This is a genomic window from Sedimentibacter sp. MB31-C6, from assembly GCF_035934735.1.
In the GTDB taxonomy this organism is placed as follows: Bacteria; Bacillota; Clostridia; order Tissierellales; family Sedimentibacteraceae; genus Sedimentibacter.
The window spans coordinates 2973515-2998384 of record NZ_CP142396.1 but is presented as its reverse complement, the minus strand read 5'-3'; the positions used below and the strand labels follow the sequence as shown (position 1 = coordinate 2998384).

Here is a 24870-nt window from a genome sequence, read left to right as displayed (position 1 = left end):
TTAATTCTTTACAATCAAAAATGTTGGAAGTTTTCATAAAATTTGTTACAATAAAAAATATGTATAGGAGGTAAATATGGAACTTAATAAATTTATTTGGGTGGGATTAATATTAATAGGTATTTTAGGTATTTTAATAGAAATAAAATTTAAAACTGTAAATTTCCTATCAATATTAATATCAATTATATGTATATTAACAGGATTATTTTTAAGAAAAAAAATTTTTTTTTAGAAATTACTTTACAAAATAAAATACCATGTTATAATATAGACGTGAAATATCTTCAGGGCAGGGTGAAATTCCCTACCGGCGGTTATAGTCCGCGAGCCGAAAGGTTGAATTGGTGGAATTCCAATACCGACAGTATAGTCTGGATGGTAGAAGAGATTACTAATATAAGCAATTTCTATCGAAGTTATGCCTCTGAAGATTTCAGAGGCTTTTTTATTTTATAATATATTTATTTGAAGCCTCTAAATCTTTAATAGTGCAAAGCACAAGGAGGAAAATATGAAAAATGAAATTTCAATCAATCAAAAAAAAAGTGTAAAAACATTGACTAAAATTGGAGTATTATCAGCAATAGCAGGAGTTTTAATGCTAGTTGAAATGCCTTTATGGTTTGCTCCAAGCTTTTACAAATTAGACCTTAGTGAAATTCCTGTTTTAATCGGAGCATTTGCTTTAGGACCTTTTGCTGCTATAGCAATTGAATTTGTTAAAATACTATTGAATTTTGTGTTAAATGGAACAATTACAGGAGGAATTGGAGAATTAGCAAACTTTCTAATAGGTTGTTCTTTTGTAATACCTGCTGGTTATATTTACAGACACCATAAAACAATGAAAACAGCAATTATAGGAATGGTAGTAGGTACTATTTCTCTTGCAATTGTGGGAGCATTATTAAACTATTCGGTATTATTGCCAGCTTATGCAAAAGTTTTTGGTGCGCCAATACAGTCATTTATAGATATGGGAAATGCTTTAAATCCTTATATAATTGACCTAAAAACTTTTATACTATATGCAGTAGTACCATTCAACATATTAAAAGGTATTATAGTTTCAGCGATCACATTATTGATTTATAAAAGACTATCCCCTATTCTTCACAAATAATATTCGTAAATTGAATTGAATGGTTGTAAAGGAAAATATTATAAGTTGACTTAAACCTATATTTAATGTAATATAGTGTAGAGTAAATTGTACAGTCGCATGCTTGGCATGAGGAAAGTCCGAGCTCCGTAGAGCAAGGTGCTGGATAACACCCAGTGAGGGCGACCTTAAGGAAAGTGCAACAGAAAGAAACCGCCACTTTTGTGGTAAGGATGGAAAGGTGAGGTAAGAGCTCACCAGCAATTAGGCGACTAATTGGCTATGTAAACCCCACCTGGAGCAAGACCAAGATAGGACTTTGGAGTGGCTGCTCGTCACAGTCCAAATGGTAGGTTGCTAGAGCTTACTGGTAACAGTAAGCGTAGATAGATGACTGTTTAATACAGAACTCGGCTTATGTATTTACTCCTTAAAAGAAAATAAAACACTTGAAAATTTCAAGTGTTTTTTATATTAAATTATTATTTCATTTACAGTGTTTTTCTCTAAAATAGTTATTTTAAAGTCTTTAGTATTTTCTAGAATATTTTTTATGGTTTCTAAAGTGTGATATTCTGTATTGTAGTGACCAGCATCAATTATACTTAAATTATTTTTTAAAGCATTTTGAGCTTGATGATATTTTATATCTCCAGTTATATAAACATCTGCGCCTTTATTTATTGCGTCATCTATAAAATCACTTCCACTTCCCCCACAAAAGGCAATTTTTCTTATTTTTTTATTTAAATCATTACAATATAGTTTAATATTACTACAATTCAATGAATCTTTAACTGATTCAGCATATTTTATGATGTTTTGCTCTTCAATATTTCCAATACCACCATATCCATTATCACTTTCATTTACTTCATGTAGAATAGCATAATTTCTAATACTAAGCTTTTGAGCTAATTTATAATTCACTCCATATTCTGCCATATCTAAGTTTGTATGCATACTATATAAATTAATGTTGTTTAAAATTAAATTTTTGATGATTAAACCATCATAAGTATTGAAGTCTATTGATTTTAATGACCCAAATATAAATGGATGATGAGTTATTATTAAGTTTATTCCACTTTTTATCGCATATTTAACTGAATCTAAATCTAGATCTAGTATTAACATAATATTTTTTATGTCACTATTTAAATTGCCTATTTGTAGACCACTGTTATCCCAAGTTTCTTGTGTTTTTATTTTTAATTTAGATTCTAATAATTCAACTATTAAATTTAGTTTCATTGTTTATCAACTCCATTATTTTATTATTCTTATTTTTTAATATATTAATTTTTTCTTTATATGAAGAATTATTTGTCAATTCAAGATTACGAATGATTTTATTATTTGTTTGTAAAACTTTAATAATATAATTTTTCATAATTTGATTATTGTTTCCTATTAAAATTTTACTAAATTCATAATAAATTTCATCTTCTATTATTGAGAAGCCAGGTTCTGCTTTTATAATAAAATAATAATGTTGTTGTTCTTTCACAATATCTTCATCTATAATTTTAAAGTTGTTATTATATAAATACCGCCGTAACTTATCAACAGCAGTCATAGGTTGTAATATTAATTGATATGTACTAGATGATATATCTTTTGACTCTTCTAATATATTAGATATTAGCTCTCCACCCATTCCAGCAATTATAATGGCCTCAGCTTCTTCTTTATTTAATACTTTTAAACCGCTACCTAATCTAAAATCACAATAGCAGTTCAAATTCTTAGATGTTAAGTATTTTATTGCACGATTTAAAGGTCCTTTGTTTATATCACTAGCAATTACTTTTTTTGCAGTGTTGTCATGTAATAGCATTTCTGCTATGTATCCGTGATCAGTACCAATATCAGCAGCGGTATTACACTTTGATACCATAGATTTTATACATTCTAAACGGTTCATATTATTCCCCTTATTCTTTACATAATTAAAAATGCAAGACTGATGAAAGTTATGTTTTTTAATAGTCTTTTCAATAATTTAATATATATAAAATAAATGGAATGTAAACATTCCATTTATTTTAATTTATCATAATTACCTTGTCATTCTACGAAGTAGAATCTAATTTTTGGTTTATTCATACAATGACAATAATTAAATTTGCTACTACTCAAGATAATCCTTTAATTTTTTACTTCTACTTGGATGTCTCAATTTTCTTAAAGCTTTTGCTTCAATTTGTCTAATTCTTTCCCTTGTAACCTCAAATTCTTTACCAACTTCTTCAAGTGTTCGTGCTCTTCCATCATCCAAACCAAATCTTAATCTTAAAACTTTTTGTTCTCTATCTGTTAAAGTATGAAGTACTGATGAAAGTTGTTCTTTTAATAAAGTAAATGTTGCAACATCTGAGGGAGCTTGAACATCATCATCTGGTATAAAATCACCTAAATGACTATCTTCTTCTTCACCTATAGGAGTTTCTAATGAAACAGGTTCTTGAGCAATTTTTAATATATCTCTAACTTTATCAGGTTCCATATCCATTTCAAGTGCAATTTCTTCTGGTGTTGCATCTCGTCCTAGTTCTTGGAGAAGCTGTCTTTTTATTCTAATAAGCTTATTAATTGTCTCTACCATATGAACAGGAATTCTTATTGTTCTTGCTTGATCAGCAATTGCTCTTGTAATTGCTTGTCGAATCCACCATGTAGCATAAGTACTAAATTTAAAACCTTTTGTATAATCGAATTTTTCTACAGCCTTAATTAAACCTAGATTTCCTTCTTGTATAAGGTCTAAAAATAGCATTCCTCTACCAACGTATCTTTTAGCAATACTGACAACTAGTCGCAGGTTAGCTTCTGCTAATCTTTTTTTTGCTTCCTCATCACCATCTTGAATTAATTTCGCTAAGTCTACTTCTTCTTGGGCTGTTAATAAAGGAACTTTACCAATTTCTTTTAAATACATCCTTACAGGGTCATCTATATTAACTCCCTTTAAGATATCATCATCGGTTTGGCTAACAAAGAAGTCAGCATCTTCTTTTATATCAGTTTCTTCTTCATCCTCTACCTTTTCAGGTATCATATCATCTTGAAATCCTAAAATTTCAAGATCATTATCTTCAATTAGTTTATAAAAATCATCTATAAATTCAGGGTTAATATCTAATTTTTCAAAGGATCTTAGGACTTCTTTATATGTTATAAATCCATTTTTTTTACCTTTTTCTAATAATCTATTCTTAATTGTTTCTATTTTTTGAAAGACTTCAGCATTTTTAGCAGATTCATCCTCTTTACTAACAGGTACATTTTTGTTTTCCATCATGGGCTAATTTACTTCCTCCTTAGTTGATTTAATTTTTTTAGCGAGGCTAAAAATTTCATTCATAATGACATTGTTCTCTAACGTATTATTAGACTCTTTTATGCTATCAGTTAGCATAGCTTTCTTTTTTTCATAATACCTAATTTTAAGTCTCTTCATACAATCTTTGAATAAAGCCTCTAAATTATTGTAATCAACATCGTCATTCTGCACAAAAACACTTACATCCATTTTATCACTAATTATCTTTTTTAAGCTTTCTTCGTTTAAATTCATATTATTGATTTTGTAATTATACATCTCTTTAAATATATTATAGAAATTCAAGTCCTTAAAGGTATCTTCATTTACTATCTCTTTTAAGTATAATGCAAAATCATTATTAATGAGAATTAGTTTAATTAGCTCTTCTTCGTGTGATGTAGTAATTTTATTAACCTGCGGTTTATATGTAACAGGTGGTGCATTTTTAACATAATTTCTCTTTTTAGTTTTTATTTTGTTGTATTCTTTTAATATAGAATCTTTGGAAACCCCTACTTTTTCCGATAATTTTTCAAAAATTAATTCTTTTTCAATTTCACTTCCTACATTTACTATATTTTCAAAATATTTATTTATATATTCAACTTTACTAGAATTTTCATATATATCTTTATAATAAAATTCTAAAAAGCTATAATAATCTAAAGAATTTTCTATAAGTTTGTCGAATTTTGATTTTCCGAATTTATTTAAATATTCATCTGGATCTTTTGCATCTGGGATTACTACTACTCTACCATTTAGATTAGTCTTTTTAATCATGTTAATAGCTTTTAGAGCAGCTTTTTGTCCTGCAGTATCTGCATCAAATGCTATGTAAAAATTTTTACTATATCTCTTCATAAGTTTTACTTGATTTTCAGTTAAAGAAGTACCTAATGCTGCAACTGTAGTATTATATCCATGAGCATGCATTTTAATTACATCCATATAACCTTCAACTAAAATAAAGCTTTTATCTCGTACGGTTTCCTTTGCGATATTAATTCCATATAAATTATTACCTTTGCTAAATACTAAACTTTCAGGTGAATTTAAGTATTTGGGTAAAGAATCATCAAGTACTCTACCACCGAAACCAACAATGCGTCTTTTAACGTCCCAAATAGGAAATATTACCCTGTTTCTAAATCTATCATAGTAATTATTTCTATTTTTACTTTTAATTATTAATCCAGTTTTAGATATATCTTCTTCTTTAAAACCTTTATTCAACAAATATCTTAACAAATTATCCCATTCGTTGATAGCATATCCAATTCCAAATATTTTTATTACATTTGCATCAATTTTTCTACTATGCAGGTACTTGATAACTTCTGGATGTTTTTTTAAGATTCTATAAAAAAATGATGCAGCTTCTCGATTTATTTCATATAGCTTGTCAGATAATATTTTATTGCTGTTGTTAATATTTTGGGGAACGACCTCTTCTAAAACTATTCCTGCTCTTTTAGCTAGATATTCAGAAGCTTCTACAAAAGTAAAATTTTTATATTTCATAAGAAAATTTATGCTATTTCCGCTTTCACCACATCCGAAGCAATGAAATATTTGTTTCTCCGGAGAAACAATGAAGGACGGAGTCTTTTCTTTATGAAAGGGACAGTTAGTACTATAATTTGCACCTGCCTTCTTTAACGGTAAGTATTCTTCTATTAAATCTACAATATTATTTTCATCAAGAATTCTATCTATTACTTCAGAATCCAATTTATAGGGCATAATATCACCATTATCCTTACATTGAAGGTAAATTATAACATATACATAGGTGGTTGTCAATAAAAAAGTTTCAAAGAAATTTGCCAAAGAAATTTCTTCTTTATTTTTTTAAGACCTCCACTTTTATAGGTGGAGGTTTTATTGTTGCCATGGCTTAGGAATATATAATTTTTCAAAAATATTCATTGCGTAATTATCAGTCATACCTGCTATATAATCTTTAATTACTTCATTCTTTGTAAAGTTATTCTCATTATAAATTTTCAAGTAATAATCGGGAAGTGCATCAAAATGATTGATATAGTATTCGAAAATTTTTTCTACTATAAAAGTAGTTTTATCTTCTTCACTTTTAGCAATTTTATTATAATAAACATTTTCAAACAAAAAATCTCTGAGTTCAGATGTAGCTTTTGCTATTTCTTCACTCATTTTAATATCACTTTCGTTCTTACTATTTTCTATAATATTTATAATCATTGTGTTAATTCTTTCACCGTGGGTATTTCCTAATAAATTTAAAAATTTATCTGGAATTTGTTTTTGATTAATTATATTTGCTCTAATAGCATCATCAATATCGTGATTAATATATGCTATTCTATCTGAAATACTCACAATTTGACCTTCTAAGGTTTCTGGCTTATAATCTTTTGGATGTTTAAGAATACCATCTCTAACTTCATAAGTCAAATTTAAACCTTGCTTTCCATTTCTTATTTCTAAAAAATCTACAACTCGTAAACTTTGTTCATTATGTTTAAAACCTGATTTTATTAAATCATTTAGAATTCTTTCACCAGTATGTCCAAAAGGTGTATGACCTAAATCATGTCCTAAAGCTATAGCTTCAGTCAAATCTTCATTTAATTTTAAACTTCTAGCAATTGTTCTTGATATTTGTGAAACTTCTAAAGTATGAGTTAAACGTGTTCTATAGTGATCTTTCTCTGGCGATAAGAATACTTGAGTTTTATGTTTTAATCTTCTAAAGGCTTTTGAATGAATAATTCTATCTCGGTCTCTTTGATAATCAGTTCTAATCTCACATTTAGTTTCTTCAATTTTTCTGCCTTTTGTAAATCTGCTTTTTGCTGCTTTTGAAGACAAGTGTTCTATTTCAAATTGTTCATAAGATTCCCTTATGTTCACGATATCACCCTTCTTTTTTATTTATTATAATCAGCAATATAGTCAAGTATAATGTTTGCTGTTTCTTCAACAGCTTTATCTGTAGTGTCTATAACTTTACATTTTAGAGAATTCATTATTTTTTCAGAATATTCTAATTCTGAAAAAATTCTTTCTAAACTGGCATAATTGGCAGTATCTTTAAGTCCCATTGCCTTTAATCTTTCTTTTCTAATTTTTATCAAGTAATCACTTTTTAGAGTCAAACCAATAATTTTTTTCGACGAAATTAAATTAAGTTCTTCAGGTGGGCTGACTTCTGGAACTAAAGGAATATTTGCAACTTTTATATTTTTATGTGCCAGATACATTGATAAAGGAGTTTTTGACGTTCTAGATACTCCAATCAACACTACATCTGCTAATAGTATTCCTCTAGTATCTTTACCATCATCATATTTAACAGCAAATTCAACTGCCTCAACCTTCTTAAAATATTTATCGTCCAATTTTCTTAAAATTCCAGGTTCTTGTTTTGGAATTATACCAAGTTGTTTAATAAGTGGTAAAAGAACTGGCGTCATTACATCAACAGCACCAATGTCATTACTAATGGCCTTTTCTAATAAATAATCTCTAAGTTCTTTTACAACAAGAGTAAAAACTATAAAGGAATTTTCTTTTGAAGCTTTAGCAATTAATTTATCTATTGCTTCTTTATCATTGACATATGGAACTATTCTTATATCAAATTCTGCTATATCGAATTGTTTTATTACTGCTTTTGCTATTTGTTCAGCAGTTTCTCCCATGGAGTCAGAAACTGCATAAATATTTATTTTTTCCATAAAGGTACCTCTTTATTTTGATATTTCCAACAATACTTTAGCTATATTAGATTTTGATATTCTTCCTACAGCTTTCATTATACCATTATTTGATATCTCAACTATAGGTAGACAGTCAACTTCGTTTTCTACAATTTTTTCTGTGGCATCTAATATAGATTCATTTTCAGTACAGTATATAATTTTAGGCATTCTAGTCATTATAACACTTACAGGAATTGTATTTAAATCTCCACCACTCATTGAGACTTTTAACAAGTCCTTTCTTGATACTACTCCTTTCAATCCGTCCTTTTCAACTACAAAAAGAGTTCCTACGTTTTCAAGAAAAAGAGTTACTATAGCATCATATACACTAGTCGATTCTCCTATATTTATAGGAACTGATTTAATATCTGATACCTTAATTGCAGATAATTTTTCGAATATATCTTTATTATTTTTTTTATTCGAAATGAAATAACCAACTTTTGGTTTTGCATCTATTAATCCACACATTGAAAGAACAGCTAAATCTGGCCTTAGTGTAGCTCTTGTAAGGCCAATTTTATCAGCTATTGATTCACCTGTTACAGGTTGATGTTTTTCAATTATTTCTATTATCATATTTTGTCTATCTGAAAGTTTGATATTAATCCCCTCATTTCTAACAATTGATTAAACAATAGGATAACAATTGTTCCATTATAGTTAATCTATTGTTAAAAGAATACTTTTTTATTTATAAAATCTACTAAATGATCTATTTTAACTCTTACTTGCTCCATTGTATCTCTATCTCTAATAGTAACAGATTTATCTTCTAATGAATCAAAATCAAATGTAATACAATATGGTGTTCCAATTTCGTCATGTCTTCTATATCTTTTTCCTATACTACCGGCATCATCATAATCTACATTAAAATGTTTTTGTAAATTATGATATAATTCAGTTGCTTGTTCATTCAATTTTTTTGTTAAAGGTAATACTGCTGCTTTAAAAGGAGCTAAGTTTGGATGTAATTTCAAAACAACTCTATTTGTTCCATCTTCTAATGTTTCTTCATTGTATGCATCGACTAAAAATGCTAAAACAACACGATCAGCTCCAAGTGATGGTTCTATACAATATGGTACATATTTTTCATTTGTAACTGGATCTTGATATGATAAGTCTTCACCTGAAGTTGTCATATGACATTTTAAGTCAAAATCTGTTCTATCTGCTATACCCCAAAGTTCACCCCATCCAAAAGGAAACATATATTCAATGTCTGATGTAGCATTACTATAATGGGACAACTCTGCTTGTTCATGATCTCTGAAACGAATTTTTTCTTTATTAATACCTAAATTTAAAAGCCAATTCATAGAAAATTCTTTCCAATAATTAAACCATTCTAAGTCTTCACCTGGCTTACAGAAAAATTCAAGCTCCATTTGTTCAAATTCTCTGGTTCTAAATGTAAAATTACCCGGAGTTATTTCATTTCTAAATGATTTACCAATTTGTCCTATACCAAAAGGAATTTTTTTTCTTGTTGAACGTGCAACATTTTTAAAGTTAACAAATATCCCCTGAGCTGTTTCAGGTCTTAAAAATATCTCAGATTTAGAGTCTTCAGTGACACCTTGAAATGTTTTAAACATAAGGTTAAATTTTCTTATTGATGTAAAGTTTGTTTTACCGCATTCAGGACAACAAATATTGTTATTGATTATGTAATTTTCCATTTCTGTATCTGCCCAACCATCAACAACTGTAGATTCTCCATTATCATGCATAAAATCTTCAATTAACTTGTCCGCTCTAAATCTTGACTTACATTCTTTGCAATCCATGAGAGGATCACTAAAACCTCCAACATGACCTGATGCTACCCAAGTAGTAGGATTCATTAGTATTGCTGCATCCAATCCTACGTTGTATGGACTTTCTTGAATGAATTTTTTCCACCAAGCTCTCTTAACATTATTTTTAATTTCAACTCCTAAAGGTCCATAATCCCATGTATTTGCTAATCCACCATATATCTCTGAACCTGGAAATATAATACCCCTTGATTTTGATAATGAAACAAGTTTTTCTAATGTGTTCTTTTCTTTTTTAGCCATTATATCCTCCTAAATTATACAAAATTAAATTATACTAAAAAAAATCCTTCATCCCATATAGGGACGAAAGATTTATTCCGCGGTTCCACCCTATTTGACAAGGCATAGCCTTATCCTCTTTAATAAAAGAAGACTCAAAAGCTCCCTTCATCTATATCTTGGTATCAGTTTTCACCTAATCTGACTCTCTATAAACAAAATATAGACTACTCTTCTCTATCACAGTCGTCACTTAATAAATATAATGTATCAAAATATAATTTTAATGTCAAGTAAAATCTTAATTAACTACTGATATATATCATTTCTATCATCAGTATTTTGTGTGAATGAGTCATCTGTTTTGCTATTCAAATTATCTGTTTTTTGTTTAACATCATCCATAACATTATCCATAGCATCTTTGACAGCATCCATACTTTTGTCAACTTTTTGGCTAACATCTATTATTTTACCATCAGCTTGAGTAATTTCAACAGTACACTGAGTCAATAAAGCTGCTGTTATGCCTGCAGCTGACAAAAATGGGGCAATTATTGCACCAACTAATCCAGCAGTTATTGGTAAATTTATTATTGTTTCATTGCCTTTTTTAATTGTAAGCTTAGTTGCATTACCTTTAGATATTACATCTTTAATTTGGTCTAAAATTTGTTCGCCTTTATTAAAACTATATGAATTCTTAGTGTTTTTCTTATTCATATTTTCAATTAAAATTATAGCTTCTAATACATCGTCGTTAGAATCTTCTAATGCTTGCTTTGCTGTTCCATAGTCTGTGTTCGTACGTTTTATAATATCATCAATTTTTTGCAATTTACTATTTTCCATATTAATATTCCTCTCCTTTAAATAATTATAACAATTTTAATGTAGTGAAATTGTCTTTTCCAATATGATAAAATAAGTATTTTCTTATTATATTAAATATCTTACCGTCTGCTTCTATTGTGTTAAGATCTTTAAATTTAATTTTTAAAATTTTATCCATTGTTATTATTTCATTATATTTAACATTTATTCCATTACCAGATATTACACAATTTCTACAATAAAAGCCACCATCTTTAATTGAAAATACTGCACTTGAATTTATCATAGCTCCACAAGACATACAATGTTTAAAATCTGGTTTATAACCTAACATTGAAACTAATTTTAATTCGTATGTAGCTGTTATTTTGTCATAATTATTTTTAGATTTTGAAAGAAAATCTAAAGTTGTAATAGTCATATTGAAAATTTTAGATTCTACATTATTTTCTTGAGCGATATAATTAATAAGCTCCAATATGTAATTGCCATAGAAAAAACCTTCCATATTGTTTCTAAGGCTGTAAAAGCTATTTATTAACTGAGCAGATGTTAATATATACATATCTCTAGATTTAAACAATGTACAATTTGAATAAGCAAATAGTTGCGAAGCATTAATTAAATGAGAATTATTTTTACGACAGCCTTTAGATAATAATTGAATCTTACCTCTTGTTTTTGAAAGAGCATGAAGTATTTTATCATTTTCTTTGTAATTTACTTCTTTTAAAATAAGAACTTCTTCTTCTATTGTCATTTTTTATTATACCCAAAGTTATTTAAAAGATAATTATTATCTCTCCAATCCGGAGAAATTTTCACCCAAAGCTGAAGGTTAACTTGGCTCCCTAAAAGTTTTTCAATATCAACTCTCGAACTTTTTCCAATTCCCTTTATTTTTCTCCCATTGTGTCCAATTACAATACTTTTATGAGATTTTTTTTCACAAATAATATTTGCCCTAATATCTACTAAATTTCTGTTTTTACGTTCTTTCATTTCATCAATTTCAATTGCGATACCATGAGGTACTTCATCTTGAAGATACATAAGTGCTTTTTCTCTTATTATTTCTGCTACTATAAATCTCTCTGGTCTATCTGTAATATAATCTTGAGGAAAGTACATTGGTCCGGGTTTAAAATACTTTTTAATTAAATCTATTAATGAATCAACGCCAATACGATTTAATGCTGATATTGGTAAAATATCATCAAAAACATTGAATTTATTAAATTCTTCTGTAATCTTTATTACAGCTTCTTTATCGAACTTATCTATTTTATTTATAATTAATATCTTTTTTGAATTTATATCTTTGATTTTTTCAATAATATATTCATCGCCAGGTCCTATTTTATTGAATTCATCTGTAATCATAATTAATACATCCATCTCTTCAAGAGCTGAATCTACTTCTGTATTCATAAATTCACCAAGTTGATTTTTTGGTCTATGAATACCAGGTGTATCTAAAAAAACAATTTGAACTTCATCATCTGTATAAACTGTTCGTATTTTATTTCTAGTTGTTTGAGGTTTATTTGACATAATTGATATTTTCTCACCAATCATGCTATTCATAAGTGTTGATTTTCCTACATTAGGTCTTCCTATAATCGTTACAAATCCTGATTTAAACATGTTTATCCTTTCTAATCTAAGTCTTCTGGTCCAAAACTATTTGGCAAAAGCTCTTTTAATGTATATACTTTATATGATTCGTAGTTTTTTGCACATATTATTTTTATATCCTTGCCAAATTCTAATATAAATTGTCTACAAACTCCACATGGATAAGATATTTTTTTATTTCCTCCTACAACAGCTATCTTTTCAATATCCATATGTCCTTCAGAAATACATTTTGAAATAGCAACTCTTTCGGCACATATTGTAGGAGAGTATGATGCAGATTCAATATTACAACCTGTAAAGACCTTACCACTTTTTGTGTAGACTGCTGCTCCTACTTTAAACTTAGAATAAGGGCTGTAGGATTTCTCTCTAGCTTCCATAGCTATTTTAATTAATAATTTATCTTCCATAATATAACCACCTTAAATTTATTATTTTTATTATATCATGTATGGTAAAATATACAATATTTTTAAGGTCATATAATAATTTATTATATGTAATTATTTACTCAATATTTACGTTTTGTAAACTGTTAACAATTTGAATCCATGTATTTCCTGGATTTAATGAAAGTTCTTCATTATTAATATAAAATTTTGTTCGTGATTTTTCTGAATTTTTCTCCCATGTAATCTTTATAGCTTCTTTATTTGTAATATATATGCCATTGCCTTTACCAACAGTATCTAAGTATAATCTACCTTCGCTATCTAAAACACTTTTTGAAACTTCAAGGATGATTAAATTTTTTGTTGTTAACTGCTCATTATAAAGTTCATCTATATGTTTTTCACCATCTTTATATCTAAGATAAAGTTTTTTTTCTTCATCATATTTATAATCTGTAGTATTATATTTATTGTATTTAATGTTAATTTCTGTAGAAGTAAAAACTTCTTCATATTTTTTTGAAAGTTCTTTTGTAGATTCATTAAATTGATAGCTTTCATAATCCGATTCTTCCTTATAACCGTAACTAGAGGCTTCATCTCTTATTGATTTCAATGTTGTATACATATTATGAGGTGCAAATTTATCTGTATCATAATATCTCCACATGGCACCACTGTACAAACCATCAACATCGGGAACCATTAGTCTTTTAATTTCACTAAATGCATCTTCGCTGCCACCAACATGTACAAAAATTCCGTCATATTCTAATGCATAATATATTAAGTATGGTCTTGCACTTCTTACTGGACCTATAATTCCAGGTTCCTTTGTTAAAAAAATACAAAGATATCTCGTATAGGGGTATTCCACTTCGCATTCATATATTATTTCAGCATCTTTTAATCCTGCTTGCCATCTTGCATTCGGATGGTTGTCTATTGATATTGCTACAGGTCTTTTTAATAGATCACTTTCATAATATTTTTGTCCATCTAATGGTGATATAATTTTGTTAGAATCATCTTCTTCCACACTGTTATCGTATTCTATTATATTATCATCAATTTCTGATACTGTATTATCCATATCATCATTTATAGATACAGGGTTGTCCTTATTACAACTTGATAATAATATAATAGATAATATAAAAATTATAAATATATTTTTTTTCATTGTTTATACCCCTTAATTTTAATCTTATGCAATCGAAGTTTTATTGAGCTTTACTTATATAGCTGTAATTTTTGCATTATTGCTTTTTCTTTATTTCTCATTTCTGTTTTTTCTTCTTCAAACATATGATCATATCCTAATAAATGAAGGGTACTGTGTACAGTTAAATATACCATCTCTCTTTCTAAACTATGACCAAAATCATTAGCTTGTTCAATTATTTTTTGTGTAGACAATACAATATCTCCAAGAAGGTAAAAGCCTTCAAATTCATCGTCCATCGGAAATGATAATACATCCGTTTCATTGTCTACATTTCTATAAATTCTGTTTAGTTCTTTAATTTCTTCATTAGTTACAAATGAAACACTTACCTCATAATCATTATTTGCTTTTTCAACTTTAAGTGTAGTAATAATAGCATTTTCTATAGCTAATTTATTTTTTTCAGTTATATCCATTATATCTTGCCTGTTATTAAATAAAATATTTATCATTTTTTATTCTCCTCAAACTTTTCATAGGCTTTAATTATGTCTTGTACTAATTTATGCCTAACAACATCTTTTGTTTCAAAAAACATAAATCCAATTCCTTCAACCTTTTTTAAAATTTCAACTACAGTTTTTAAACCTGATTTTTTACCAAAGGGTAGGTCTACTTGAGTAATATCGCCAGTAATAACAGCTTTTGACCCATATCCTAAACGCGTTAAAAACATCTTCATTTGTTCGTTCGTTGTATTTTGAGCTTCATCAAGAATTATAAATGATGAATCTAAAGTACGTCCTCTCATATAAGCTAAAGGTGCTACTTCAATAAGTTGCTTTTCTACATTTTTTAAAAAGTTTTCAACACCCATTATATCAAAAAGAGCATCGTACAAAGGTCTTAAATATGGATCAACTTTATCCTGCAAATCTCCAGGTAAAAATCCTAGTTTCTCTCCAGCTTCAACGGCAGGTCTAGTTAAAATAATTCTTTCTACTTCTTTTTTTCTGAAAGCATTTACTGCTGCTGCTACAGCTAAGTATGTTTTTCCTGTTCCAGCAGGGCCTATGCCAAATGTTACGTCTTTAGTATTAATTAAATCCACATATCTTTTTTGTCCTATTGTTTTTGCTTTTATTACTCGACCTGATGCAGACGTGACTATAATTTCTTTCAATAGTTCATTATAATTTATATCATAGTTATTGTTGTTTGCTTCTATTAAATAAACAACCTTTTGCTCACTAATTTCTCCTTCGTTTTTAATAACCTCTATCATTTCATTTAGAATTTTAGCAACTACTTGTGTAGAAATTTTATCACCAGTTACCTTAATTTCTCCATTTCGCACTAGTATGTTAACATCAAAGTAACTTTTAATTATTTTTAAATTTTTGTCATGAATACCAAGAAGTTTTATAGTTTCGTCCTCGCTAATTATGTTAACTTTTTCTTCAAATAAATCCATTAATCCTCCCTAATTTCTTCTGTTGTTTTGTCATCTATAGGATAAATCCTTATTTTTTCTCCTATATCCTCTATAATTTCTATTTGTGCATTCAAATAATAATAATCATCATCCTCTGAAAACTTTAAAGATGATTGCAAAATTCTTGCATTATTATTACATTTTTTTAGCAAATCATCATACATGCTAACCTTTAATTTGTTTTTAGCTGTATTTTCATCTATTTTAATTTCTTTTGCTTTTTCTTCATAGTATACACCTTTTTCTATTGTAATATTAGAAAAGTTCGTTATAATAGGAAGTTTAATTGAAGTCTCTTTATAATTATAATTTTCAAAAGGCTCAATGTCACCAATTATTTTAACCTTTTTTTCATTATTTTTCAAGTAATAAACTGATTTACTATTATTTGTAGATACTGTAATGTCTTTCAGCTTATTTTCCTTAAGTATGAAATTGTAATATGTTTTACCGTATACTATTCCTTCAGAAGGAACCATCATAAAGTCATCAGAATTTTTGTTTTTAACTATACCCATGACAAGTGTTTGACCTTCATAAACAACATCACCTTCTTTTACTACAGGCTGCCCACTTTTAGCTATTACTTTATTAACTATGGCATTTTTAGTAGATATGATACTTGATGGAGTATCTTTCTCAACTTCAAATTTTGCTGATTCTTTTTCCTTAACAAAAATTATTAACTTTGAACCCTCAATATACACTTCAATAAATTTGAAATTATCAAAGTATTTATATAAAAGTGTTTCAATATTATTTTTATTTATATTAGTTGAAAAGGTTGGTGTTTTAATATCATTTTCATTTAATACTTTTACAATTTCCTTAAAAGTAGTATGATTAACTCCTATTATCTCAACTTGCCATATCAAAGATGCAAAAACGAAATAACATATAATTAGAACTAAAATTCCTGTTGCGAATCCTTTTCTAAATATGATTTTTCTTAAATTAATAGCTAATCCACTTTTTTTCACTGTATGTAAATTTATTTCTTTCATAAGATTTTGATATTTAGAGTAATCATCATATGAAATTTTAAAATTTATTCCATGTTCAGTCTTTTCAATATCCCACATTGAAATACCTTTTCTTCTGAGTAAATTTAATATTTTTTCATAATTAGTAACATCAAGTTTAATTATTGCGTATCCCCTTATTAAATTAATCAACCTGAATATTATCATAATTACTCTCCTAACTTATTATTATTTCATTTATTACCCCTTTAATTATAACTTTATAGTCATTTATTTCTTCTATTTTAAATTTTGAACCTTTTATCATTATATTATTTTCTTTTGTTTTGATACCAACAACATCATTTTCGTAAATAGTTATACCTCTATGATTTTCAATTATTACCTTGTTGTTTCCATGCATTCTTAAATCAAAATTATCAGAAATAGCATCGTTTGGTATCTCTAAATCATCTGCTAACTTACTTCTAAGTTTATTGAATTTGCTCATAACTTTCCCCCTTATGTATCCTTTAAAGCTTTATATTATAAATTATGCATGTTTATTTAATTAAGAATTAATAATTAGTATAAAAATTCAAGTGGATAATTATAAAAGTTTTTTACATTAAAAAAACCCTGAATTTTCAGGGTTTTTAAGCTACTATAAATATTTAGCCACAATTTCATTTACATGTTTGCCATCAGCCTTACCTTTGACTTGTGGCATTATATAAGCCATAAGCTTACCCATGTCTTTTTTAGACTGAGCGCCTGTTTGCTCAATTGCATTTTTAACAATCGAGTCAAGCTCTTCGTCTGACAGTTGAGGCGGTAAATATTCTATAAGTATTCTGATTTCTTCATTGGTAAGATCAATAAGATCTTGTCGATTGCCTTTTTCAAAGTCTGATATTGAATCTTTTTTCTGTTTAACTTGCTTTGCTATTATATCTAATATATCAGTATCCTCTAGTTCTACTCTATCATCTACTTCTCTTTGTTTAATAGCAGCTCTAATCATAGTTACAACATTTTTTTTGACTTTGTTTTTAGATTTCATGGATTCTTTTAAATCATCCATGAGTTTCTCTTTTAAAGGCATACTTTCACCTCTTATCTTGTTTTCTTATTTTTCTTTCTGCGAGCCGCTTCTGCCTTCTTTTTACGTTTAACGCTTGGCTTTTCATAATGCTCTCTTTTTCTTACTTCTGACATTACGCCAGTAAGTGCACATTGTCTCTTAAATCTTCTTAGAGCATTATCAATAGACTCATTTTCTTTAACCTTTACCTCTGTCATTTTGCTACCCTCCCCTCGTCTTCTACTACTGTATGTCCAAGACAACAGCGAGTTTGAAATAGCACTTATTTATTATATAACATAGAATAATTAAATGCAACCATTTTATGATAAAGTTTCTGATAATTTCTTTCCACCTAATATGTGAAAATGTATATGCTCAACAGACTGACATCCGTTTTCACCACAATTGCTAATGACTCTGTAACCAGAATCATTAATACCTTCTTGTTTCGTTATTATAGGGATTGCCTCAAAAATATCTGCTATAATACTTTTGTTTTCTTCTTTAATTTCATTTATTGATCCGATATGTTTTTTGGGAACAACAAGTATATGAACAGGTGCTTGGGGGTTTAAATCCTTAAATGCTGCTATATTATCATTTTCATATACTAACTCTGATGGTATTTCTTGATTTGCTATTTTGCAGAATATACAACTCATTTTAGTCACCTCTAATCTTAAGTATAAATATCTTTATACTATATTATTCACAAATTAAAAAATCGTTTCTGATTCTTTTAACATTAACATTAATTAATTCGTTTTTAATATTTTTATTACTTTTTACCAAGACTTTTAAGTAGTTTGTACTATAACCTTCATATAAATTGTTTTCTTTTTCTGTTTCAATAAGTACAGAAATGGTTTTTCCTATATATTGTTTCATAAACTCATAAGCAATGGATTCTCCTAATTCTATTAGAACTTTACTTCTTTGTGATTTAATACTATCATCTACTTGTTCTGTCATTTCTGCTGCTTTTGTGCCTTGTCTAATAGAATATTTGAAAACATGTATTCTTGAAAATTTAATTTCCTTAACAAATTTCACAGTTGAATTAAATTCTTCTTCTGTTTCACCAGGAAAGCCTACAATTATATCAGTAGTAATACCTGCCAATGGTAAGTACTTTCTAATAATTTCTACATTATTTTTATACTTAGTTGTTGAATATTTTCTATTCATTCGTTTCAATACGCTATCACTTCCACTTTGAAGAGATAAATGAAAGTGATCACATACTTTATTTAATTTAGATATTCGTTTTATAAAATCTTCCGTAATTAAATTTGGTTCTAAGGAACCAAGTCTTATTCTTTCAATTCCTTGAATTTCATTTATTTCTTCAATTAATTTTATTAAGGAATTTTGCTCTTTTTTTTCAATTCCATAAGATGAAATATGTATTCCATTTAATACAATTTCCTTATATCCATTACTAGCAATGTTTTTAATTTCTTGGATTATATCATCTTGATTTCGACTTCTGATTGGACCTCGAACATATGGAATAATACAATAGGAACAAAATTGGCTACATCCATCTTGAATTTTAATATTAGCTCGAGTTTTATCGTGAACTGTATTGATTTTTAATTCCTCAAAATCTTCTTTACCAACAAATTTTTCTATATTATTAAAAATTTCTATATTATTAATTTTATCTTTAATAAGTTTTCCTATATTACTTTTATTCTTTGTCCCTATAATTATGTCAACATTTGTTTCACTATTTATCTTTTCACTATTTAGCTGTACGCTACAACCAACTGCCACAACAATTGCATTTGGATTTTTCCTTTTAGCTTTATTTATAAATTGTCTTGATTTTCTTTCACTTTCCTTGGTTACAGCACATGTATTAATAATATAAATATCTGCTTCACCATGAGGTATAACTTGGAATCCTTCTTTTTCCAAAATTTCTGTCATAGCTTCTGTTTCAAATTGATTCACCTTACAACCAAGAGTAGTAAATGAAACGGTATACTTTTTTTTGCTTAATTCTTTATTCAAGTTAATGCTCCTAAACTATTACTTTAAATATGTAATTTGATAATATCATATAGTATATACATTTTCAAGGTTATGTTTAATTTAAATCCAAAATGCATTTTCAATTAAAGTGATTGTTTTGTCTAGTAATATTATTTCAATTACATCAAACTGACATTGTATATCATCGATTTTTTTTAACATTAAATAATACTTTGCAGCACTAATAATTTTTCTTTGTTTGGAAAGTGTTACTGCTTCCCTAGGTAAACCAAATTCTTTATTTTTACGCCCTTTTACCTCTATAAATGACAGTATTCCATTCTTTGAAGCAATTATATCTATTTCCCCAAATCTATTCTTAAAGTTTTCCTCTAAAATTAGATAACCGTTGTCTTTCAAGTATTTTTTTGCTATTTTTTCATAAAAGTAGCCCTTATTTTCTTTATACATAGACAACCTCTTTATTAACTTACTTTATAATATTTAAAACTCCGCTTTCTGTTTCTTTAAGACGAGAATTAAAAAATTCTTCTACTACTTTTATCATATAATAAGTATCCTTTAATCCAGCTGTTTCATAAGAAGAATGCATTGCAAGTTGAGCTAACCCTACATCAACCATTTTTATACTTACTTTTGAAGAAGCTATATTACCAAGAGTACTGCCACCAGGGACATCAGAACGGTTTGTATAATTTTGATATGGTATATCAGATTTATTGCAATATTCTTTAAAGAGTGCAGAACTTATTCCATCTGTAGTATATTTTTGATTAGCATTATGTTTTATAACGATGCCATGATTCATATACACACGATTAGTTGGATCACTTATTTCAGGATGATTTGGATGTACAGCATGAGCATTATCAGCTGAAATCATAAAAGATGAAGTAAGCGAACAAAGATATTCTTCATTAGTTTTTCCTAAGCAATCATTAATTCTTTTCAAAGTATCTTCTAAAAAAGTAGATGCTGCACCTTGTTTTGTACCGCTTCCTACTTCTTCATTATCAAAACAACTGTAAACATTTATTGATTTGGAGTTTTCACCAGTTAGAAATCCATTTAATGTTGAATAGACACACTGCAAGTTATCAAGTTTTGGTGACGAAATAAAATCTCCAGACATTCCCCAAATAGAAGGTTTCATACGATTATATAAAAATAAGTCACTACTTATAATATTATGTTTTTCAACTCCACCATACTCCGCCACAATATCCATAAAATCAATTTTATTTTCTAGAGTACCATATAAAGGAAGCAAGTCGATTTGTTCATTATATTTAGAATTAGAATTAACATCTTTTTTCAAATGTATAGCTACATTTGGTATTAATAAAAGATCTTTATCAATATTAATTAATTTAGATACATATTGATTATTATTTTTTTCTATTATTCTTCCAGCAACAGAAAGTGGTCTATCGAACCAAGTAGAATAAATCATTCCGCCATATTTTTCAATATTTAATTGTATATATTTTTTATTTATTTCAATATTATAATTATCCTTTATTTTAAAGGTTGGTGAATCACAATGAGATGCAACAATATTAAAACTATAGTCATCTAAATCTTTTCCTACCTTAAAAGCTATTATAGAAGAAGAATTTCTTGTAACATAATATTTCTTACCATATTCTATATTCCATTTTATTCCTTCTGATAATTCAATGAAATCATTTAATTTTAATTCTTCCTTAATATTATTAACAACATGAAAAACACTGGGACTTTTTTGTATAAATTCTAATAAATTATTTGATACTTCAGTATACATAATTCCTCCAATAAATATATTATACAATAAATATATCTATTACATTAAGAGCTGTCAAGTATATTCACGAAAAATCAAAAAAGCATCATAATAGATGCCTTTTGAAATAAAACGTAAAATAGCGAATTAAAAAACCCCCCGACTTTTTAATAAACAATACCCAATATGCTATTCATTATAAGTTTCGCTTCACTGTAACAATAATTATACTTCTTAATTCAATTTTGTCAATTGACTATTACCATTTTTCTTTAAACAATGTAAAAATAACATATTATGGCAAAATTAGTAAATTAATTTTCATAAAAAGAGACTACACTATTTGTAATCTCTTTTCTATTTGATTTTATACGTTAGCAAAAGTATTTTTTAATAAACCCGCACTACTCACTCCTAGAGTGACAATGAAATTACAGAAAAAGATGAACACCATTTTATCAAATCCAATAATACTTGAAGCAAATGCTATAATAAACTCAGCTACTAATATAATCTTTATCTTATATTTAAAATGAGTATATTCACTTTCGGTTAATGGTTTATTTTTATCTTCAATCGGTCCTAATATGTAAATCATCATTCCCATAAAGGCCATTACTAAAATTAGTATATTATTTGGTACATATTCATAACCATATTTAGTAATATACAATACTGCTGCAACAGTAATACAAGACATTATAAAACATATTAAATAGTTTGGTGCATGATATCCTCCACTATAGCTTTTCAATGGAATGAATATTATTAAAAAAGCAATTGTATAAAACATCATATCCATAACAGCGCCTATTATAATAATAGCTATTAAATTCAATATATAAGATATAGCCAGTTCTGCTCCATATGCATATAAATTTTCATCTTCCTTTTCAATTAAATTAAGTTTTAAAACACAATTCATTAAGTTTTGACTTAAAAACTTAATCATTTATTTCTCCTAAGATTCTTCAATTCAGTTGGTACTTTTGGTTGATGCATAATGCAACAAGAAGTAGTATTAGCATTATTTACTGCTGTTTTTAACATAACATTAGTTAATGTTTTCCCTATTATAGTTTTTATATTTTTCATAATAGACCTCCTTTCACATTAATTTCATTTGTTGTATAATTATAGTATCTTGTAGTAAATTGTCAATAAAATTTGAAAACATTACTTCTGTTAATGTAAAAATAATATAAATTGGAAAATTTTTCATATATTATTAGAGATTGATATATTCGTTATGAATTTTTTTTCTAAATCATTATATAAATAAATAACTTGTCCATTATATTTTTTTATTGTTTTTTTAACACTTTTCATTCCAAATCCATGATTTTCTTTATTAGATTTATTTGTAACTAGTTCTTCGTTTATAATAATTGGCTTTACATCACAGCTATTTTCCATTTCAATTGTAATAATTTTGTTATTTACCATAAAAATGTTTAGTTGTATTTCTTTATTTAAGCTTTTTTCACAGCTTTCTATAGCATTATCTAGTATATTAGAAAATATTATACATATATCAATATCTTCAATAAAGTCAAATTTAACATTCTGTGAATTAATTGAAATTGCTATTTTATTATTTTTAGCGGATTGAATTTTTTCATAAAGTATTACATCTAATGCTTTATTATAACTAATTTGCTTAAAAGTAGAATATTTAATATCATCAATAATACTGCTCGTATAATTAATTATTTCTTTATTTCTTCCATGTTTTGCATACTCATTTAATAACAATAAATGCTTTTTCATGTCATGCTCTATTATTTTAATATTATCATAGTTCTCTTTTAATATATTGTAATGTTTATGTTCTAGTTCAGATTTTTGCTTTAGTAATGCGAATTCCTTTAAATCGGTCTGTTCTCTTATACTTTCTTCAAACAAAAAAAATATAATCATACTTGAGAACATAAGACCTATTGCACATATTAAAGCAGTGATTAATTCTGTTGTTTTTATCTTGATGTTAATAGTAATAGCAATTAAAACATACAATACCATAACTAAAGTTGCTGAAATTAGAATTAAAGCTAAAAATTTATTTGTAGGTATTTTGTTAGAGTTGTTATTTAAAGTATTGCAAAAGGTTTTAATTAAAATAAATAACAAAGTCTTTGATATTACAGCTAAAATAATTTTTGATGCCATAGAAAGTATTAAATCATTTTTAAAGTATATTTTCAAAACAAACAAAGATATCACTTCAGTTACCAACATAACAACAGTAAAAAAGATAGTATAATAAATTTTTGTGTTAAATTTCCCGTCATAAAGAATTAAAGCGAGAATTATATTTATAACAACAAACAAGCTTAAATTAAGTAGTGTATTGTTAAAAGAATGAATTATAGATAATACAAAATAGCTTCCAAATAACAAAGTATAATATTTATAGTTATTTATGTTTTGTTTAAATGCTGATGAATATAAAATATGTGCAACTAATGCTTCAAATATATATGTGCTTAACACAGTAATGTTATATATATATTCGATCATCTGAAGCGCCTCCCATATAAAAGCCATTCTGTTCTTACATGGCTCATAAGTCTAGGATTAATATATTCTTGTATTTCATTTTTACCTTTAATAAGCAATAATTTATCATCTTCAAAACCAGAAACATACATAAGATTTACCAGACGTTTTTTATATGTATGAACAAAATCGAAATTTTCAACTAATTTCTCGAATTCAGAAAAAGTTTTATTTGTTTCATATATTTCTTTAGATGCTTCTAAAGCAACTTTTCTACCTTCAATATAAATTCTTATAATATCATTAATTTTAATTTTACAATGTTCTCCCCTATAATCACGAACATTAACATATTGTTTTTGTCTATTTATATCGGAAATCGCTATATCTAATGCTCTATATAGTCTTTTTTTATCTACAGGTTTATTTAAATATCTCATAACTTTTAAATCAAAAGCATTATCAATATAACTATCGTACCCTGTGATAAACATAATTATTGCATCAGGGTATTCCTTTATTATTTGCTTTGCAATTTCAATTCCATTAATATCTTCCATTTCTATATCTAATAAAAATATATTATAATTCTTTACTTTTTTCTTAAGTAGCTCTGTGCCATTTTCATAAAAATCAACTTCAAAGTTTATGTTATTATCTACTTCATATTCCTCAAGCAGCAATTTTAATTCGCTTCGACATAATTCTTCATCATCACATACTACGATTTTATAATCACACAATTTATTTACCTCCGATTCAATAAATTTTAAGTAAAAAACTTTCTACAGTA

29 protein-coding genes, 1 other RNA gene, 1 riboswitch and 1 other annotated feature are annotated in these 24870 nt (G+C 27.1%); of the genes, 3 read left to right on the top strand and 27 right to left on the bottom strand.

Features of this window, described 5'->3' with window-relative positions; genetic code table 11:
- The first annotated feature begins 76 nt into the window (after positions 1–76).
- From U8307_RS14430 to rnpB, 3 genes are all read left to right on the top strand, one after another.
- On the top strand, positions 77–235 hold the full coding sequence (locus U8307_RS14430; RefSeq protein WP_326908995.1) for a hypothetical protein: 159 nt from the start codon (positions 77–79) through the stop codon (positions 233–235).
- 44 nt (positions 236–279) lie between these two features.
- Positions 280–394, top strand: a riboswitch (FMN riboswitch).
- Positions 395–514: 120 nt separating this feature from the next.
- Positions 515–1126 (top strand): ECF transporter S component, encoded by a 612-nt coding sequence (locus U8307_RS14425; protein WP_326908994.1) that lies wholly within the window; start codon positions 515–517, stop codon positions 1124–1126.
- Positions 1127–1205: 79 nt separating this feature from the next.
- Positions 1206–1539, top strand: an RNA gene (gene rnpB / locus U8307_RS14420) — RNase P RNA component class A.
- A 40-nt stretch (positions 1540–1579) separates the two neighbouring features.
- Here rnpB and U8307_RS14415 read toward each other — a convergent pair.
- From U8307_RS14415 to U8307_RS14285, 27 genes are all read right to left on the bottom strand, one after another.
- Positions 1580–2359, bottom strand: coding sequence for a Nif3-like dinuclear metal center hexameric protein (locus U8307_RS14415; RefSeq protein WP_326908991.1), 780 nt, complete (start codon positions 2357–2359; stop codon positions 1580–1582).
- Positions 2337–3032 carry a tRNA (adenine(22)-N(1))-methyltransferase gene (locus tag U8307_RS14410; RefSeq protein WP_326908989.1) on the bottom strand — a complete coding sequence of 232 codons (696 nt, stop codon included), beginning with the start codon at positions 3030–3032 and terminating at the stop codon, positions 2337–2339. Before U8307_RS14410 ends, U8307_RS14415 begins: the two co-directional genes overlap by 23 nt.
- 207 nt (positions 3033–3239) lie before the next feature.
- Positions 3240–4409 (bottom strand): RNA polymerase sigma factor RpoD, encoded by a 1170-nt coding sequence (gene rpoD / locus U8307_RS14405; protein WP_326908987.1) that lies wholly within the window; start codon positions 4407–4409, stop codon positions 3240–3242.
- 3 nt (positions 4410–4412) lie between these two features.
- The gene (gene dnaG / locus U8307_RS14400) at positions 4413–6179 is read right to left on the bottom strand and encodes a DNA primase (protein ID WP_326908985.1); all 1767 of its coding nucleotides are present in this window, start codon (positions 6177–6179) and stop codon (positions 4413–4415) included.
- 138 nt (positions 6180–6317) lie between these two features.
- Entirely contained in the window at positions 6318–7331 is a 1014-nt protein-coding gene (locus U8307_RS14395) for a deoxyguanosinetriphosphate triphosphohydrolase (protein WP_326908983.1), read from the bottom strand.
- Positions 7332–7348: 17 nt separating this feature from the next.
- Positions 7349–8158 carry a pyruvate, water dikinase regulatory protein gene (locus U8307_RS14390; protein WP_326908981.1) on the bottom strand — a complete coding sequence of 270 codons (810 nt, stop codon included), beginning with the start codon at positions 8156–8158 and terminating at the stop codon, positions 7349–7351.
- 12 nt (positions 8159–8170) lie between these two features.
- On the bottom strand, positions 8171–8764 hold the full coding sequence (locus tag U8307_RS14385) for a helix-turn-helix transcriptional regulator (protein ID WP_326908979.1): 594 nt from the start codon (positions 8762–8764) through the stop codon (positions 8171–8173).
- A 95-nt stretch (positions 8765–8859) separates the two neighbouring features.
- A complete protein-coding gene (locus tag U8307_RS14380; RefSeq protein WP_326908977.1) occupies positions 8860–10254 on the bottom strand; it encodes a glycine--tRNA ligase in 1395 nt (464 codons plus the stop codon).
- 56 nt (positions 10255–10310) lie between these two features.
- Positions 10311–10486: a binding site (T-box leader), on the bottom strand.
- Between the two features lie 56 nt (positions 10487–10542).
- Entirely contained in the window at positions 10543–11085 is a 543-nt protein-coding gene (locus tag U8307_RS14375) for a DUF4342 domain-containing protein (protein WP_326908975.1), read from the bottom strand.
- A 25-nt stretch (positions 11086–11110) separates the two neighbouring features.
- Complete coding sequence (recO, locus tag U8307_RS14370; protein ID WP_326908973.1) at positions 11111–11827, bottom strand: DNA repair protein RecO; 717 nt, start codon at positions 11825–11827, stop codon at positions 11111–11113.
- Positions 11824–12714: a GTPase Era gene (gene era / locus U8307_RS14365; RefSeq protein WP_326908971.1), complete on the bottom strand. Its 891-nt coding sequence runs from the start codon at positions 12712–12714 to the stop codon at positions 11824–11826. Before era ends, recO begins: the two co-directional genes overlap by 4 nt.
- Before the next feature lie 11 nt (positions 12715–12725).
- The gene (gene cdd, locus U8307_RS14360; protein WP_326908968.1) at positions 12726–13118 is read right to left on the bottom strand and encodes a cytidine deaminase; all 393 of its coding nucleotides are present in this window, start codon (positions 13116–13118) and stop codon (positions 12726–12728) included.
- 97 nt (positions 13119–13215) lie between these two features.
- The gene (locus U8307_RS14355; RefSeq protein WP_326908966.1) at positions 13216–14283 is read right to left on the bottom strand and encodes a DUF3048 domain-containing protein; all 1068 of its coding nucleotides are present in this window, start codon (positions 14281–14283) and stop codon (positions 13216–13218) included.
- A 50-nt stretch (positions 14284–14333) separates the two neighbouring features.
- Positions 14334–14780 (bottom strand): rRNA maturation RNase YbeY, encoded by a 447-nt coding sequence (ybeY, locus tag U8307_RS14350; protein WP_326908964.1) that lies wholly within the window; start codon positions 14778–14780, stop codon positions 14334–14336.
- Positions 14777–15742, bottom strand: coding sequence for a PhoH family protein (locus U8307_RS14345; protein WP_326908962.1), 966 nt, complete (start codon positions 15740–15742; stop codon positions 14777–14779). Before U8307_RS14345 ends, ybeY begins: the two co-directional genes overlap by 4 nt.
- Positions 15742–16953, bottom strand: coding sequence for a sporulation protein YqfD (locus tag U8307_RS14340; RefSeq protein ID WP_326908960.1), 1212 nt, complete (start codon positions 16951–16953; stop codon positions 15742–15744). The genes U8307_RS14345 and U8307_RS14340 overlap by 1 nt, the downstream gene beginning before the upstream one ends.
- A gap of 10 nt (positions 16954–16963) precedes the next feature.
- Positions 16964–17236 carry a YabP/YqfC family sporulation protein gene (locus tag U8307_RS14335; protein ID WP_326908958.1) on the bottom strand — a complete coding sequence of 91 codons (273 nt, stop codon included), beginning with the start codon at positions 17234–17236 and terminating at the stop codon, positions 16964–16966.
- 153 nt (positions 17237–17389) lie between these two features.
- Positions 17390–17830, bottom strand: coding sequence for a GatB/YqeY domain-containing protein (locus U8307_RS14330; RefSeq protein WP_326908956.1), 441 nt, complete (start codon positions 17828–17830; stop codon positions 17390–17392).
- 11 nt (positions 17831–17841) lie between these two features.
- Positions 17842–18027 (bottom strand): 30S ribosomal protein S21, encoded by a 186-nt coding sequence (gene rpsU / locus U8307_RS14325; RefSeq protein ID WP_326908954.1) that lies wholly within the window; start codon positions 18025–18027, stop codon positions 17842–17844.
- A 105-nt stretch (positions 18028–18132) separates the two neighbouring features.
- Positions 18133–18474 carry a histidine triad nucleotide-binding protein gene (locus U8307_RS14320; RefSeq protein WP_326908952.1) on the bottom strand — a complete coding sequence of 114 codons (342 nt, stop codon included), beginning with the start codon at positions 18472–18474 and terminating at the stop codon, positions 18133–18135.
- A gap of 43 nt (positions 18475–18517) precedes the next feature.
- A complete protein-coding gene (mtaB, locus tag U8307_RS14315; RefSeq protein WP_326908949.1) occupies positions 18518–19831 on the bottom strand; it encodes a tRNA (N(6)-L-threonylcarbamoyladenosine(37)-C(2))-methylthiotransferase MtaB in 1314 nt (437 codons plus the stop codon).
- An 81-nt stretch (positions 19832–19912) separates the two neighbouring features.
- A complete protein-coding gene (locus U8307_RS14310) occupies positions 19913–20263 on the bottom strand; it encodes a YraN family protein (protein WP_326908947.1) in 351 nt (116 codons plus the stop codon).
- A 19-nt stretch (positions 20264–20282) separates the two neighbouring features.
- On the bottom strand, positions 20283–21599 hold the full coding sequence (locus U8307_RS14305) for a M18 family aminopeptidase (RefSeq protein ID WP_326908945.1): 1317 nt from the start codon (positions 21597–21599) through the stop codon (positions 20283–20285).
- Positions 21600–21945: 346 nt separating this feature from the next.
- A complete protein-coding gene (locus U8307_RS14300) occupies positions 21946–22530 on the bottom strand; it encodes an accessory gene regulator ArgB-like protein (RefSeq protein WP_326908943.1) in 585 nt (194 codons plus the stop codon).
- Positions 22527–22673: a cyclic lactone autoinducer peptide gene (locus tag U8307_RS14295; protein ID WP_326908941.1), complete on the bottom strand. Its 147-nt coding sequence runs from the start codon at positions 22671–22673 to the stop codon at positions 22527–22529. Before U8307_RS14295 ends, U8307_RS14300 begins: the two co-directional genes overlap by 4 nt.
- 123 nt (positions 22674–22796) lie before the next feature.
- A complete protein-coding gene (locus tag U8307_RS14290; RefSeq protein WP_326908940.1) occupies positions 22797–24098 on the bottom strand; it encodes a sensor histidine kinase in 1302 nt (433 codons plus the stop codon).
- Positions 24095–24820 (bottom strand): LytR/AlgR family response regulator transcription factor, encoded by a 726-nt coding sequence (locus U8307_RS14285; protein ID WP_326908937.1) that lies wholly within the window; start codon positions 24818–24820, stop codon positions 24095–24097. The genes U8307_RS14290 and U8307_RS14285 overlap by 4 nt, the downstream gene beginning before the upstream one ends.
- Positions 24821–24870: the final 50 nt, after the last annotated feature.